At 35.0% G+C, this 15,769-nt stretch carries 15 protein-coding genes; 11 read left to right on the top strand and 4 right to left on the bottom strand.

What is annotated here, in order from left to right; genetic code table 11:
* The first annotated feature begins 5 nt into the window (after positions 1-5).
* The 4 genes from BKP45_RS15645 (at position 6) to BKP45_RS15630 (ending at position 3,330) form a co-directional block, all read left to right on the top strand.
* Positions 6-554 (top strand): hypothetical protein, encoded by a 549-nt coding sequence (locus tag BKP45_RS15645; RefSeq protein ID WP_071390635.1) that lies wholly within the window; start codon positions 6-8, stop codon positions 552-554.
* A gap of 477 nt (positions 555-1,031) precedes the next feature.
* Positions 1,032-1,754: a 2,3,4,5-tetrahydropyridine-2,6-dicarboxylate N-acetyltransferase gene (gene dapD / locus BKP45_RS15640; protein WP_071390634.1), complete on the top strand. Its 723-nt coding sequence runs from the start codon at positions 1,032-1,034 to the stop codon at positions 1,752-1,754.
* Between the two features lie 123 nt (positions 1,755-1,877).
* On the top strand, positions 1,878-2,996 hold the full coding sequence (locus BKP45_RS15635; protein WP_071390633.1) for an N-acetyldiaminopimelate deacetylase: 1,119 nt from the start codon (positions 1,878-1,880) through the stop codon (positions 2,994-2,996).
* Between the two features lie 91 nt (positions 2,997-3,087).
* On the top strand, positions 3,088-3,330 hold the full coding sequence (locus tag BKP45_RS15630) for a YkuS family protein (RefSeq protein WP_071309921.1): 243 nt from the start codon (positions 3,088-3,090) through the stop codon (positions 3,328-3,330).
* 171 nt (positions 3,331-3,501) lie between these two features.
* Here BKP45_RS15630 and BKP45_RS15625 read toward each other — a convergent pair whose 3' ends face one another.
* On the bottom strand, positions 3,502-4,338 hold the full coding sequence (locus BKP45_RS15625) for a mechanosensitive ion channel family protein (protein WP_071390632.1): 837 nt from the start codon (positions 4,336-4,338) through the stop codon (positions 3,502-3,504).
* Between the two features lie 320 nt (positions 4,339-4,658).
* On the opposite strand from BKP45_RS15625, the gene BKP45_RS15620 reads away from it, so the two are divergent.
* A complete protein-coding gene (locus BKP45_RS15620) occupies positions 4,659-5,204 on the top strand; it encodes a peroxiredoxin (RefSeq protein ID WP_071390631.1) in 546 nt (181 codons plus the stop codon).
* 105 nt (positions 5,205-5,309) lie between these two features.
* On the top strand, positions 5,310-5,759 hold the full coding sequence (locus BKP45_RS15615) for a redoxin domain-containing protein (RefSeq protein ID WP_071390630.1): 450 nt from the start codon (positions 5,310-5,312) through the stop codon (positions 5,757-5,759).
* 377 nt (positions 5,760-6,136) lie between these two features.
* Here BKP45_RS15615 and rnjA read toward each other — a convergent pair whose 3' ends face one another.
* From rnjA to def, 3 genes are all read right to left on the bottom strand, one after another.
* Positions 6,137-7,804, bottom strand: coding sequence for a ribonuclease J1 (gene rnjA / locus BKP45_RS15610; RefSeq protein ID WP_071390629.1), 1,668 nt, complete (start codon positions 7,802-7,804; stop codon positions 6,137-6,139).
* 3 nt (positions 7,805-7,807) lie between these two features.
* The gene (locus tag BKP45_RS15605; RefSeq protein WP_071390628.1) at positions 7,808-8,017 is read right to left on the bottom strand and encodes a DNA-dependent RNA polymerase subunit epsilon; all 210 of its coding nucleotides are present in this window, start codon (positions 8,015-8,017) and stop codon (positions 7,808-7,810) included.
* A gap of 474 nt (positions 8,018-8,491) precedes the next feature.
* A complete protein-coding gene (gene def, locus BKP45_RS15600) occupies positions 8,492-9,043 on the bottom strand; it encodes a peptide deformylase (RefSeq protein WP_071390627.1) in 552 nt (183 codons plus the stop codon).
* A gap of 256 nt (positions 9,044-9,299) precedes the next feature.
* Here def and BKP45_RS15595 point away from each other — a divergent pair, with 256 nt between their 5' ends.
* The 5 genes from BKP45_RS15595 (at position 9,300) to lpdA (ending at position 15,508) form a co-directional block, all read left to right on the top strand.
* A complete protein-coding gene (locus tag BKP45_RS15595) occupies positions 9,300-9,953 on the top strand; it encodes a YkyA family protein (protein WP_071390626.1) in 654 nt (217 codons plus the stop codon).
* A 505-nt stretch (positions 9,954-10,458) separates the two neighbouring features.
* A complete protein-coding gene (gene pdhA / locus BKP45_RS15590) occupies positions 10,459-11,544 on the top strand; it encodes a pyruvate dehydrogenase (acetyl-transferring) E1 component subunit alpha (protein ID WP_071390625.1) in 1,086 nt (361 codons plus the stop codon).
* A 2-nt stretch (positions 11,545-11,546) separates the two neighbouring features.
* A complete protein-coding gene (locus tag BKP45_RS15585; RefSeq protein WP_071390624.1) occupies positions 11,547-12,524 on the top strand; it encodes an alpha-ketoacid dehydrogenase subunit beta in 978 nt (325 codons plus the stop codon).
* 266 nt (positions 12,525-12,790) lie between these two features.
* Positions 12,791-14,095 (top strand): dihydrolipoamide acetyltransferase family protein, encoded by a 1,305-nt coding sequence (locus BKP45_RS15580; RefSeq protein WP_071390623.1) that lies wholly within the window; start codon positions 12,791-12,793, stop codon positions 14,093-14,095.
* A 3-nt stretch (positions 14,096-14,098) separates the two neighbouring features.
* A complete protein-coding gene (gene lpdA / locus BKP45_RS15575; RefSeq protein ID WP_071390622.1) occupies positions 14,099-15,508 on the top strand; it encodes a dihydrolipoyl dehydrogenase in 1,410 nt (469 codons plus the stop codon).
* Positions 15,509-15,769: the final 261 nt, after the last annotated feature.

Genomic DNA, 15,769 nt, shown 5'->3' with positions numbered 1-15,769 from the left:
TTACTATGGTTAAAAAGAGCAGAAAACTTGTATTGTCTCCTATAATTTTTATTCTACTATTTTTTATTCATTTCATTCATAGTTATGAAGAAAGAGTTGGTGCTACCTTTGAAAAGACTAACACATTAGGGATAAGTAGCATTTATTCTGTGAAACAAGCAGTAAATCAAGATGCATTTGATCTGTTTATAAAAAAAGAATTTTCAGATATTGCACTTAAGATTGGAGATCGAAAAAAATCTATTCTCGCTATGTATGGTAAACCGAATGAAGTAGGTTCTTATGAAGGTGGTTTTTTTTATGATTATGATAAGGTAACGTTTATTGTAAATCCAGAAACGGATATAATCGTTGCTATAGTAAAAAAACTACAAGAGAGTGATTTGTTACGCACTAATGTGATTGACCAATTAGGAGAACCAGACAACGAAGAGCTTGATCCAATGGATGGTTTTTGGACAATAAGATACCATAAAAAAGACTTACAATTAATTTTTGAATCGGAAACGAAAAATAATGCTATAAGGTATATTTGGATGAGGAGGCTTTTGTAATTTAGCAATGAATATAATCCCAAAATATAAATTAAACGTCCACTCAATTGTTTCTTCTGTTAACATCCAAATGAAATTTTAAATAAAACAATGTGAATTCTTTTGAAATTTGAATTGCACCTCAATTGTTGGACACTTTCTAACCATTGAAGGTGCAGCTTTTGGTTGTAATTGACCTATGTGCACTTAAGTAGTAACTAAATATAGTATCTTTGTGGAAAGAATAACAAATGATGAAATACATTCAATATACAATGAAATAAAAAAAACAAGTAATTTTTCTTGTCACTCATTCAACTTTTTGATAGAGTAAATATGATTTATTTGTTTTATACTTACATAAAGTATGAATATTTATAGATGATAATATAAGATAACTGATGTTGTGCTAGTTGTACTAATTAGTATAAAAAGTATACATAGTTTTCATTGCATCTTTAAATAAAAACAGTACATATGATTTAGGAGGAAAAAGAGATGAAAATGATGGATGCAAACGAAATTATTTCGTTTATTTCAAACAGTGTGAAGTCTACACCTGTAAAGGTATACGTGAAGGGTGATCTAGAAGGTATTAACTTTGGTGAAGCTACAAAGACATTTATCAATGGTAATACAGGAACTTTATTTGGTGAGTGGTCAGAAATTGATGCTGCTCTAAAGGCAAATGAAGGTAAAATTGAGGATTTTGTAGTAGAAAACGATCGTCGTAATTCTGCAATTCCTTTACTAGATATGAAAAATATTAAAGCAAGAATTGAGCCAGGTGCCGTAATCCGTGATCAAGTTGAAATTGGTGATAATGCAGTAATTATGATGGGGGCTTCTATTAACATTGGTTCTGTAATTGGTGAAGGAACTATGATAGATATGAACGTAGTGTTAGGTGGAAGAGCGACAGTAGGTAAAAACTGTCACATCGGTGCTGGTTCTGTATTAGCTGGGGTAATTGAACCGCCGTCTGCTAAGCCGGTTGTTGTTGAAGATGACGTAGTTGTTGGTGCTAATGCAGTTATTCTTGAAGGAGTTACTGTAGGTAAGGGAGCAGTAGTTGCTGCAGGAGCAATCGTTACTGAGGATGTTGCTCCTTATACGGTAGTAGCTGGCGTACCTGCACGCGTTATTAAAGAAATCGATGAAAAAACAAAAGGGAAAACTGAAATCAAGCAAGAGCTTCGTCGCTTAAACGAAGATAATTAATGATAATATCATTGCCTACAGCCTTTTTAGGCAGTAGGCAATTTCTTTACCTAATAAGGAAAAGTAGACGAATAACCGTTTGTAACAAATGCACGTTAAACTTATAAAAAAGAGGTAGTTACTATGAATAATTCTCAATTTATCGACATAAGAAGGGAATTACACCAAATACCTGAGTTAGGTTTTGAAGAGTGGAAAACACAAGAATACCTTCTATCATACATAAAGAGTTTACCGCAGCAATTTATAGCTATTGATACCTGGAAAACAGGTATTTTTGTTAAGGTACAGGGTTCAGATCCTACAAAAGTTATCGCTTATCGTGCTGATATTGATGGCTTACCAATGGAAGAGGAAACGAATCTAACATTTAAATCCAAGCATGAAGGTAAAATGCACGGTTGTGGTCATGATTTTCATATGAGTATCGCTTTAGGAGTGCTAACATATTTTGCAAATAATCAGCCAAAGGAAACTTTATTATTTATTTTTCAACCTGCTGAAGAAGGTCCAGGTGGAGCTCAGCCAATGCTTAATAGTGATTATTTAAAAGCCAATCGTCCAGATATGATTATTGCACTACACATAGCACCAGAGTATCCAGTTGGGACGGTAGCAACTAGAAAGGGATTACTTTTTGCCAATACTTCAGAACTGTTTATTGATTTCGTAGGTAAAGGTGGACATGCCGCTTACCCGCAAACAGCGAATGATATGGTAGTAGCCTCAAGTTATTTCGTAACACAATTACAGTCGATCGTTTCAAGAAATATAGACCCTCTTGATTCTGCTGTTGTTACTATCGGTAAGATTACAGGAGGTACAAAACAAAATATTATCGCTGAAAAGGCAAGAGTAGAAGGGACAATAAGGACGTTATCTTTAGACTCAATGGGTAAAATTAAAGATAGAATTGGCGCTTTAGTAAAAGGGATAGAACAAGGGTTTGAATGTAGTGCTTCGATTGATTATGGGTCGAATTATTGCCAAGTATACAATAATGAAGCAGTTACAGATGAATTTATTTCGTTTTTAAAAAAGAAGTCGAATGTGAATTTTGTGGAATGTAATGAAGCTATGACGGGTGAAGATTTCGGCTATTTTCTTGAAGAAATTCCTGGGTTCATGTTTTGGTTAGGTGTAAATTCGGATTATGGTTTACATTCAGGTTTACTAAATCCAGATGAAGATGCTATACCATTTACGATTGATTTACTAGTTGATTATTTAAAATCGGTATAAATCAGAATAATCTTCCATTTGTTTGGAAACATTACCGTTGTAGAGAAATTATCTCTTATTTTAATGGAACAATTGGAAGGAGGAATAGTTCATGCCGAAAATTGGAGTTGAACAATCTTTAACAGCTGTACAAGAAGCATTACAAGCAAAAGGGTATGATGTAATCCAGTTAAAGCAAGAAAACGATGCGGCAGGTTGTGATTGCTGCGTAATCACAGGACAAGATCAAAATATGATGGGTATTCAAAATGTAATCACTCAAGGTTCTGTTATTAATGCCCACGGGTTAAGTGCAGACGAAGTTTGTCAGCAAGTGGAAAGCAAGCTTCATTAATTTGTAAAGACAACGAAGGTATTTATTTGGTGTATAGCTAGCTAATTGTTGTACTCAGTATTAATTATTACTAGCACTTAAGGTGACAGTAGTATAAGAGGAAAGGAAAGGAATGACAAACGAAGAACTACTGTTGCAGTCTAGCACAGTAGTTCATTCTAAAGTCATTCCTTATTTCTTTTCTATATATACTTGATGTGGGAATGGAATTTCTATACCATGTTGATCGAGAGTTTCTTTTAATGCTTTTCTTAATCTTCTTTCTACAGCCCATTGTGCCATATTTTCAGTTTTTGCGATAATTCTAATTACGACATCAGAATCGCCTAAACTTTGCACCCCTACAACGTTAGGACCTTCTTTTATAGTCTCGTCTATTTTTGCGATTTCGTCACAGGCTTGTTGTAGCACATCCATAGCTTTATCGATATTTTCATCATATGAAATGCTAATATCAACTAACGCGCGCATAGTACCACGTGAATGATTACTTACATTAGAAATTTGTCTATTGGGGATAAAATGTAAGGTTCCGTCAAATCCTCTAAGTTTTGTTGTGCGTAAACCTACCTCTTCGACAACACCATCTAACCCTGCCATAGATACATATTCATCTACTTCAATTTGTTTTTCAAGTAGAATGAAAAAACCAGTTACTACATCACTAACTAATCCTTGCGCCCCAAACCCAATTGCTAACCCGATAATACCAGCTCCGGCAATTAATGGAGCAATTTCATAATCGAAAATGCCGATAACAATGGTAATTAAAATAAAAATTAGAAAGTATGTAAAAACATTAATGGTTAGCTTTTCTAATGTTTTTGTACGTCCAGGATGCATACCCTTTTGCTCCTGTAATTTTGAAAAAGATTTGATTATTAGTCCGGATCCTATTTTCTTTGCCAGTAAATATACAAGGAAAATAGCTAATAATTGAACCAAAATAATGATAAGGTTTAAAATAAAAGCAGACCAATCGTATTGCATAATCCATTCAAAATCCATTTTTATCTAACTCCTTTTTTCTTTTTATTGTTCCTGTAACAGGATAAAACTAATCATAATGAAGAGTCTAACATAATTTTTATCATCCTTAAAATAAACAAACTTATTTTTAAATTGAGAATTTACGTCTTCGCTATAAGCATAGGGTTGGTGTATTTAACCCAAATATGGTTATAATATCTTTAGTGTTATTATGTAAAGGATTAATTTAGTAATTTAAAATAATTGTAAAATGACTACTGAGTATTTATAACTTTTTTATATAATAATAGTTATAAAAAAACCCGTCGGGGACATAAAAATTTTAGGAGGTTTTACATATGAGTGATAAAAGAATGGTAGCTAAGCAAGCGCCTAGATTTGAAATGGAAGCAGTAATGCCTAATAAAGAGTTTGGAAAAGTGAGCTTAGAAGAAAATATGAAAAATGACAAATGGACAGTTCTTTTCTTCTATCCAATGGATTTTACTTTTGTTTGTCCAACTGAAATTACAGCTTTAAGTGATCGTTATGATGAGTTTGAAGATATAGAGGCTGAAGTAATTGGAGTTTCAACAGACACAATTCATACACATTTAGCTTGGATTAACACAGACCGTACAGATAATGGCTTAGGGGAATTAAAATATCCTTTAGCAGCTGATACTAATCATGCTATTTCTAGAGATTACGGCGTGTTAATTGAGGATGCTGGTATCGCACTTCGTGGTTTATTTATTATCAGCCCAGATGGTGAATTAATGTATTCAGTTGTTAACCATAATAATATTGGTCGTGATGTGGACGAAACGTTACGTGTCCTTCAAGCTCTTCAAACTGGTGGTCTATGTCCTGCTAACTGGAAGCCGGGTCAAGAAACATTATAATTGTTGTAAACTATAGGAAATTGTATAATAAAAAGGTCTAGCATTTTTGTTAGGCCTTTTATTAAACGGTTTAAACCTACGAGTTACATAAGGAGGACATAAAAAATGAAATTAAGAACGCCGATGCCAGAACTTAATGGTGCAACTCAGTGGCTAAATGGGGAGGTAACAAGAGAAGATCTAGTTGGAGAAAAACCAACATTATTTCACTTTTGGTCGATTAGTTGTAAATTATGTAAAGATGCGATGCCGAATGTTAATGAATTACGAGATAAATATAAAGATCAGCTGAATGTCGTAGCCGTGCATATGCCCCGCAGTGAGAAGGACCTTAATATCGAAGAAATTAATCAAGTTGCCGAGGGGCATGAAATAACACAGCCAATTTATATTGATAACACACATAAGTTAACTGATGCCTTTGAAAACAAATATGTTCCTGCTTATTATGTATTTGATAGTGAAGGGCAGTTACGTCATTACCAAGCTGGTGGTGGGGGTATGAAAATGCTCACAAAGCGTGTTAATCGTGTATTAGGAATTAAAGAAGAATAATTAACTTATAAAAACACACACATACATGAAGAACGCCGTCACCTTGTTTCGGTGTTCCTTTTGTATAGGTAAAAATAGAATGCTAGTTTTGAAGGTTAGGGTAAAATTTTTGTAGTTTAGTTCCAAGATCTCAGCTCGAGTTGACTTTAAGCGATGGGTATGTAAGTATTCGAGGCACTTACGCTTTTCTAGAGCGACAATCGTTTTTGTCTAGTTAATTTAACTCTCTTTTTTATAAGATTAAGATTGTTTAAATGGAAAATGCATTATTTGATATAACGAATGAGTAGGAATTTTAGAAGTTCTTTTTGGATAAATAAAAGGTTGTCGTCAAATGCATTGATTTGAGACAACCTTTTGTATTAGAAAATTTTTTATTAAACTTCCATGATAATAGGTAGGATCATTGGTTTACGTTTTGTTTTTTCGTATAAAAATGGTCCTAAAATGTCCGTGATTTCATTTTTGATTTCAGACCATTGAGTCGTTTTACGGTCCATAATGGCTTGTAAATGTTTAGCTAAAAGTTTTTGAGCATCATTTATTAAGTCACCTGATTCGCGCATATATACAAAACCTCTTGAAATAATGTCAGGTCCTGCAGTTACTTTAAATTCTTTCATATTTAGACTAACAACAACGACAACTAAACCTTCTTCAGATAATATTCTTCGGTCTCGTAAAACGATGTTTCCAATATCGCCAATACCATTGCCATCAACATAAACAGAACCAGACGGTATTTTACCAGCGATAGCAGCTTCATTTTCACTTACGGCCAAGACTTCGCCGTTATCCATCACAAAACAATTTTCTTCTGGAATATCACAATCAACAGCAAGTTTTACGTGCATTTTTAGCATGCGGTACTCGCCGTGTATTGGGAAAAAGTATTTCGGCTTCATTAAGCGTAGCATAAGTTTTTGTTCCTCTTGACCACCGTGACCTGAAGTATGGATATCGCTTAATGATCCGTGAATGACCTCAGCACCTGCGCGATATAATTGATTTATTGTTTTACTTACACTTAATGTATTTCCTGGAATTGGTGAAGAAGAAAAGACTACAGTATCTCCAGGTATAATTTGAATTTGTCTGTGAGTTCCAAAAGCAATTCTTGATAATGCAGCCATTGGTTCTCCCTGACTTCCGGTACATAATATTGTTACTTCGTTTGTTGGTAGTTTATTGAGTTGACTATGGTCGATAAATGTACCTTTTGGAGCAGTAATATAACCTAAATCTTGTCCGATGTTAATAGCATTTTCCATACTTCTTCCGAAAACAGCAATTTTTCGTTTGTTCGCTACTGCAGATTCCACTACCTGTTGAAGTCGGTGGATATTTGATGCAAAAGTTGCGAAAATCACTCGACCTTCTACTTTACGAAAAATTGAGTCGATGCTTTCTCCGACTTTTCTTTCTGACATTGTAAAACCAGGCACTTCGCTATTTGTACTGTCGGATAAGAGGCATAGTACTCCTTCTTGTCCTAATTGAGCCATTTTTGTTAAGTTAGCTGGTTCACCGACTGGGGTGAAATCAAATTTAAAGTCTCCAGTATGAACGATGTTTCCTGGAGGTGTTTTGACAACTATCCCATATGAATCTGGAATACTGTGAGTTGTTCTAAAGAATGTGACAGACGTCTTTTGGAACTTAATGACATCGTCTTCTTGGATTTCAATCATTTTCGTTTTTCGAAGTAAACCGTGCTCTTCTAATTTCCCTTTAAGTAACCCTAAAGCGAGTTTCCCGCCATATACTGGGATGTTGATTTCCCTTAATAGGTAAGGAACCCCTCCAATGTGATCTTCATGACCGTGCGTAATGAATAACCCTTTAATTCTATCTGCGTTTTTCACTAAATAAGTGTAATCTGGAATAACGTAATCTATTCCTAGTAATTCATCTTCTGGAAATTTAATTCCTGCATCTATTAAGATGATTTCATCTTGAAACTGTACACCGTATGTGTTTTTTCCGATCTCACCGAGACCACCTAGAGCGAATATAGCTGTTTGATTATTTTTCACTTGTTTCATATTTTATATATTCTCCACTTTGAAATTCTCATTTTGTTTTTCAAACTCAAGGTATTCACCTGTTACTGGTAATACGAATTCGATATTGTATACTTTTGAAGCTAACTTTTGCCTAACTTCCATTTCGGAACTTGCTTCTACATAAATGGATTGTGTTTTTTCTCGAACTGGAACTTCGGTAATCTTTTCTTGAAATAATACTTTGTAAATCATATAAACCTCTCCTTAGCAAATCGTTAATTTATCTTTCATTTATTATAAATGATACTGGTTATTTTTTCATGTTTTTCTTTTTATAATTAAATATGAAACGAAAACATGCTTTTTAAACAAGCATGTTTTTGGAGATTGAAAAAAACATCATAAATAGCATCATACATGATTTATTAAAAGATCACAAATAGTTGGGTAATTAACCAATAATATGAAAGGAAATTTAGCTTTCTAATAGGCGTTTCTTAGGTAGAAGGTCACGACAACGTTTGAGTAATTTTTCACGCCATTTTTTAAGCATTTTTTTCACCTATCCTTTACTCATCTTATAGATTTTTTTCTATATTTAGTATGTACTAAATAAGCAATCTCATTAATGGAAAAATTTCTATAGTGATGGCTAAGAAAAAGTAAAAACGTGTAGACCGAAGTAGTCTACACGTCATTGTCTTCTAATGTATGCTTGTACTTTTATTATTTAAAAGAAGAAGGGATCGATTTTTTAAATGGATCATTATTTTCTACAATGCGGTCGTAGAACATAATCCCGTTTAAATGATCAATTTCGTGTTGGAAAACAATTGCGGTTAGTCCTTTTAATCTTATTGATATTTCTTCCTCATCTATCGATGTAGCTTGGACAGTAATTCTTGCATACCTTGGAACAAGTCCAGGGACGTCTCGATCAACAGATAGGCACCCTTCACCATTTTCTAATTGTGTCATTTCAACGGAATGACTTACAATCTTTGGATTGTATAATGCATATTCGTGTAAGTTGCCGTTTTCGTCGTTTACAAGAACAGCAATCATTCGTTTGTTAACATTAATTTGTGGTGCTGCAAGACCAATACCTGGTCTTAATCCATATTTTTCTGCTGTTTCGGGGTTCTGACTATTATGTAAGAATTCCATCATTTTCCTTAGTGTTTCTTTATCTTCTTTTGAAGCTGGTATTTCAACTTCTTTAGCGACACTACGTAATGTTGGGTGTCCTTCCTTTATAACGTCTTTCATTGTTATCACGTATTTTCATCTCCCTTGCCGATGTGTAGTGTTTCTAATGAATTACATATACTGCTATAGTATACTAATGGTCCAAAAAAAGAAAGATATAGTTCAATTTACGTGCAAGCATTAATATTACCTGTACTAAATAAGTAGTTGGTAAATATAATAATTATATATCTTAGTGTCTCTTTTTCGTTTTGTAAAAAGTCAATTTTTGTTATAGTGTTTTTATAAACTCCTATATGGAAGTTTAGTAAAAGGGGGAAATATTTTGGTTAAGAAAAAATTGAAATATGTATTTATATTCGGTTTATTGTTATTGTTTGTTTCAGGGTGCGCCAAGTCAAATCCAGGTGAAGAAATTTACAATCATTTAGAAAAAGCGGTTAGTTTAGAGTTGGTTTTTGAAGAGCAACAAGTACCATTATCTAAGGTTGAAAGCGAAGAATATGAACTTTACAACGAAATTTTAAATCTTGCTAATATAGAGGAAATTGAACCATTGGCAAAGAAAGCTAAAGAGTTCGCTGATTCAAGAAAGGAAATGGTTGATATTGAAAAAGCGAGCATTGAAGAAGCATATGAAGAATTTTCTTTGATAAAGCCAATAATTGAAACTATTGAGGATGAAGAACTTGTTAAATCGGCAAATGGTTTAGTTAATGTCATGGATAGTAGATATAATACATACATGAAACTGTATGAAGAATATCACCGTGCCATTGCATATGATTTAGAACTTTATGAACTCATTATAAAGGAAGACTTAACAATTGAAGAGCTTGAGGTACAACATGAGAAAGTGAATGGATCTTATCAGAAAGTTAATGAATATAAAGATCTCTTTAATCAATATACAAATGAATATAATGAATTAAAAAAGAAATTTTATGAATTAGTTGATTTAGAAGTTACTTATAATTGAATAATTAGAAAAGAAATTCAAAAAAGTAATGAATTAGGTGTGATGTAAAATACCAAATTCTTTACCTGCATGGGTTTCTTTTTTTGTTGGAAAATATAACAGTTTTGTGTGTATTAACACTGTTGTAATGTTGTTAAATTAAGGTTTTTTCTATAGGTGTATAACAGATTTTATGTATTGACTATAACAGTTTTTGGTTGTTTTTCGTCTGTAATTTAGATCGCGTTCAAAAAAGTGTTTATTTATCAGTCTTAAACCGTTGACAAAAAATGTTCACATATTGTAGAATTAGTATCAAATAAGAGAGTTGTTTCATATTTGTTTACGGAAAACTAATACAGATAATTTAGGTTTAAACAACAATTTTATTAAAATCAATCGTTTTAACTATATCTTATTGATTTGATTACAGTTGTAATGAATAAATAAATGGGCACCATAAACTAGAGTTTAAAAGCGATGATTACTATTTCTTTGTATAGGAAAGGAAGAGGTGAAGAGTACGATGAAAACGAAAACTTTAGAAAAAGTTGAAAGTCAATTTGAAACCTTCCAAATTATAAATGAAGAAGGGGAAGTTGTTAACGAAGCGGCTATGCCGAACATAAGTGATGAACAATTACAAGAATTAATGAAAAGAATGGTATATACAAGAATTTGGGACCAACGTGCGATTTCTTTAAATCGCCAAGGAAGACTAGGATTTTATGCTCCTGTTGCAGGGCAAGAAGCTTCAATGCTAGGAACTCACTTTGCACTAGAAAAAGAAGATTGGATTTTACCGGGATACCGTGATATTCCTCAAATCGTTTTTCATGGAGTTACATTAGAGCAAGCGTTCTTATGGTCTAGAGGTCACTATAAAGGTGGTCAAATGCCAGAAGGTGTAAATGTATTAATGCCACAAATAATTATTGGTGCACAGATTATTCAAGCTGCAGGTATTGCGTTAGGTCTTAAGCGTAAAAATACAAACACTGTAGCAATTACTTATACAGGTGATGGTGGTGCTTCTCAAGGTGACTTTTATGAAGGTCTAAACTTTGCAGGGGCGTATAATGCGCCAGCGATTTTCGTTGTTCAAAATAACCGTTTTGCCATTTCTACACCTGTTGAAAAACAATCGGCTGCAAAAACAATTGCTCAGAAAGCAGTTGCGGCAGGTATCCACGGAGTACAAGTAGATGGAATGGACGTGTTGGCTGTTTATGCAGCAACTTTAGAAGCTCGTGAGCGTGGATTAAATGGTGGAGGACCAACTTTAATTGAAACATTAACATATAGGTACGGACCTCATACGATGGCTGGAGACGATCCGACGCGTTATCGTACATCGGATCTAGATGATGAGTGGGAAAAGAAAGATCCACTCGTACGTTTCCGTAAGTTTTTAGAAAAGAAAAATTTATGGTCAGAAGCGCAAGAAAATGAAGTTGTAGAGCAAGCAAAAGAAGATATTAAAGTAGCTATTAAAAAAGCTGACGGTGCTCCTAAACAAAAGGTAACTGATTTAATTGGATTTATGAATGAGGAGCTACCATTTAACCTAAAAGAACAAATGGAACAATATAAAGCAAAGGAGACGAAATAATTATGGCACAAATGACAATGATCCAAGCAATAACAGATGCCATGCGGGTAGAGTTAAAACGTGACGAAAACGTTCTCTTATTCGGTGAAGACGTAGGGAAAAACGGTGGGGTTTTCCGTGCGACTGAGGGCCTTCAAGCTGAGTTTGGGGAAGATCGAGTTTTTGATACACCATTAGCTGAATCAGGGATTGGTGGATTGGCAATTGGTCTCGGTTTAACAGGTTTTCGCCCGATTATGGAAATTCAATTCTTTGGCTTTGTATTTGAAGTTTTTGATTCGATAGCTGCACAAATGGCAAGAATGCGTTATCGTTCTGGTGGAGTTTATCATTCACCAGTGACGATCCGTTCACCTTTTGGTGGTGGAGTTAAGACTCCGGAATTACATGCAGATAGCTTAGAAGGATTAATGGCGCAAACACCAGGTGTTAAAGTTGTTATTCCATCAACACCATATGATGCTAAAGGTTTATTAATTTCAGCTATTCGCGATAATGACCCAGTTGTATTTTTAGAGCATATGAAACTTTACCGTTCATTCCGTGGGGAAGTCCCTGAAGGGGAATATACAATTGAGTTAGGTAAAGCAGATGTGAAGCGAGAAGGAAAAGATATCTCTATTATAACTTATGGAGCGATGGTTCATTCATCGTTAAAGGCCGCTGAAGAACTTGCCAAAGAAGGAATTGAAGCAGAGGTTATTGACCTTCGTACAATTAGTCCATTAGATATTGAAACAATCATCAGTTCGGTTGAGAAGACAAATCGCGCTATTGTCGTGCAAGAAGCACAAAAGCAAGCTGGTATTGCAGCGAATGTAGTAGCTGAAATTAATGACAGAGCTATATTAAGTTTAGAAGCACCGGTACTACGTGTGACTGCACCAGACACTGTATTCCCGTTTGCTTCAGCTGAAGATGTTTGGTTACCAGGATATAAAGAGATTGTAGATACAGCGAAAAAAGTTATTAACTTCTAATTTTGTGAATTCATTTATTGATTTGTTCAAAGATAAGAATTGATAAATTCTAACTTAGAAACTGTCTAGCTCCAGCGCCTACGAGCTCGGTCACTTCAGTCCTTTTCGGAAGCCAAAGAGCGGCTTTTGTCAAAGGTCTTCCAGTGCCTATCGCTCGTGACCAAGGCGCTTGCGCTTTTCTTGCTTAACTAGATATATATCTACGAGAAAGCAGATTATAAATAATCAAAAACTACGTGTGGAATTGGAAAAGGGAGGCGTTTTTTGTGGCGTTCGAATTTAAACTTCCTGATATCGGTGAAGGTATTCATGAAGGTGAAATCGTTAAATGGTTTGTAAAGCCAGGTGACGAGGTTAAAGAAGATGATATTTTACTTGAGGTTCAAAATGATAAAGCAGTAGTGGAAATTCCATCTCCTGTTGAAGGAAAGATATTAGAATTAAAAGTATCGGAAGGTACAGTAGCTGTAGTAGGAGATGTACTAGTAACAATTGATTATGATGGGGAAATTCCAGCATCAGCTCATGGACATCATGATGAAGAAGAAGCGGAAGTTTCTGAGCCTGTACAAGAAGCAACAAGTACTAAATCTACACAACCATCTGTAGAAGTCGAAGTGGATGAAACTAGACGTATTATTGCTATGCCTTCTGTACGCAAATATGCTCGTGAAAAAGGTATTGACATTCGTAAAGTTCAGGGCTCGGGTAATAATGGACGTATTTTGAAAGCTGATATTGATAATTTTGGAAATGGAGCTCCGGCAGCGGCACAAGCGCCAACAGAAACTGAAACAAATGTAGAGGCAAGTCAAGCACAAAATGCTGCAGTTAAGAAGGAAGTAAAACCTTATGTTCCTGTACATGGTGAATTAGAAACTAGAGAGAAAATGAGTGGGATACGTAAAGCAATATCTAATGCAATGGTTAACTCAAAGCATACTGCACCACATGTAACATTAATGGATGAGGTAGATGTAACGGATTTAGTAGCACATCGTAGTAAGTTTAAAACTGTTGCTGCAGATAAAGGGATTAAGCTTACGTACTTACCTTATGTTGTAAAAGCTTTAACATCTGCGTTACGTGAGTATCCAGCATTAAACGCTTCTATTGATGATGTTAATGAAGAAGTTGTTTATAAGCACTATTACAACATCGGTATTGCAGCGGATACTGATAAAGGTTTATTAGTCCCGGTAGTGAAAGATGCAGATCGTAAATCAATTTTTAAAATTTCATCAGAGATTAATGATTTAGCTGTAAAAGCACGTGAAGGTAAGTTAGCTCCGGATGCTATGAAAGGCGGTTCTTGTACCATTACAAATATTGGTTCTGCAGGTGGACAGTGGTTTACACCAGTTATTAACCATCCAGAAGTAGCGATTTTAGGTATTGGGCGTATTGCTGAAAAACCAGTTGTGAAAGATGGGGAAATAGTTGTTGCTCCTGTTCTTGCGTTATCATTAAGTTTTGATCACCGTCTAATCGATGGTGCAACAGCACAAAATGCGTTAAATCATATTAAACGCTTACTGAATGATCCACAATTATTAGTAATGGAGGCGTAATAGATGGTAGTAGGAGATTTTGCGGTAGAAGTAGATACTCTTGTCATTGGAGCTGGACCTGGTGGATATGTTGCTGCTATTCGAGCAGCACAGCTTGGGCAAAAGGTAACGATTGTTGAAAAAGGTAATTTAGGTGGGGTTTGTTTAAATGTAGGTTGTATCCCGTCTAAAGCATTAATTGCTGCAGGTCATAAATATCACGATGCACTACATTCGGAAGATATTGGGATTGCAGTCAGTGATGTGAAATTAGATTTTTCAAAGGTGCAAAAATGGAAAGCTTCGGTTGTAAACAAACTTACAGGTGGAGTAGAAGCGTTATTAAAAGGCAACAAAGTTGATATTGTTAAAGGTGAAGCATACTTTGTTGATGAGACTACTGTACGCATTATGGATGAGAAATCTTCTCAAACGTATAAGTTCAATAATTGTATTATCGCTACAGGTTCTCGTCCGATCGAACTTCCAGTGTTCAAATGGAGTAAGCGGGTGATTTCTTCTACTGGAGCTTTAGCTTTAGAGGAAGTCCCTAAAAAGATGGTTGTTATTGGTGGCGGTTATATAGGGATTGAATTGGGTGCTGCTTATGCCAACCTAGGAACTGAGATCACAGTTTTAGAAGGTGGTAAACAAATTTTACCAGGTTTTGAAAAACAAATGAGTCAATTAGTATCTAACCGTTTGAAAAAGAACGGAGCTAATATTTTCACTGAAGCTTTAGCAAAAGGTGTGGAAGAAAAGGCTGATGGTGTTAAGGTAACTGCAGAAATTAAAGGCGAAGTACAAACATTCGATGCTGATTATGTGTTAGTAACGGTTGGTCGTCGTCCTAATACAGAGGAGCTTGGTCTTGAACAAGTTGGGATTGAGATGACAGAGCGTGGATTAGTAAAAGTTGATAAGCAATGTAAAACAAACATTAGCGGAATTTACGCTATTGGAGATATTGTTGATGGGCCAGCGCTTGCACATAAAGCTTCTTATGAAGGTAAGGTAGCTGCTGAAGTTATTTCAGGACATCCGGCAGAAGTTGATTACTTAGCAATCCCAGCAGTAGTGTTCTCTGGTCCAGAATTAGCGTCTGTTGGTTTGACGGAAGCTGAAGCAAAAGATGCTGGATATGATGTTGTTGTATCTAAATTCCCATTTGCTGCCAATGGCCGTGCGCTATCATTGAATGAAACTGATGGATTTATGAAAATGGTTACGCGCAAAGAGGATGGCTTAGTACTTGGTGTCCAAATTGCTGGTACAAATGCTTCAGATATGATTTCAGAAGCGTGTGTAGCTATTGAAGCAGGAATGACTGCTGAAGACATTGCAATGACTATTCATGCTCACCCTTCTCTAGGGGAAATTACAATGGAAACAGCTGAAGTTGCAATTGGTATGCCAATCCATATTGTAAAATAAATTTAAAAAAACAGGCTCTATAATAATTGTTGGGGTATCCAAACAATTAGGTTAGTGGTGATATTCTTCTTTTTTGCTTCATGGGCGTAGCCCATGAAGCAAAAAAGAACACGCAACCTACCAATTCTTTTATACTTGAATTGACGAGAAACAAGTAAAAGATTGGGGTTGCGTGTGAGTGAATTTTATCATAGATTTGCCAGGATTGAAAGATGTGCTCATTAAGAAGGTTGAAGAGGTTGATCATGTCATACGATTTTT

It is taken from the genome of Anaerobacillus alkalidiazotrophicus, assembly GCF_001866055.1.
Note: the sequence above shows the minus strand (reverse complement) of the source record. Positions and strands in the feature narration are given on the sequence as shown.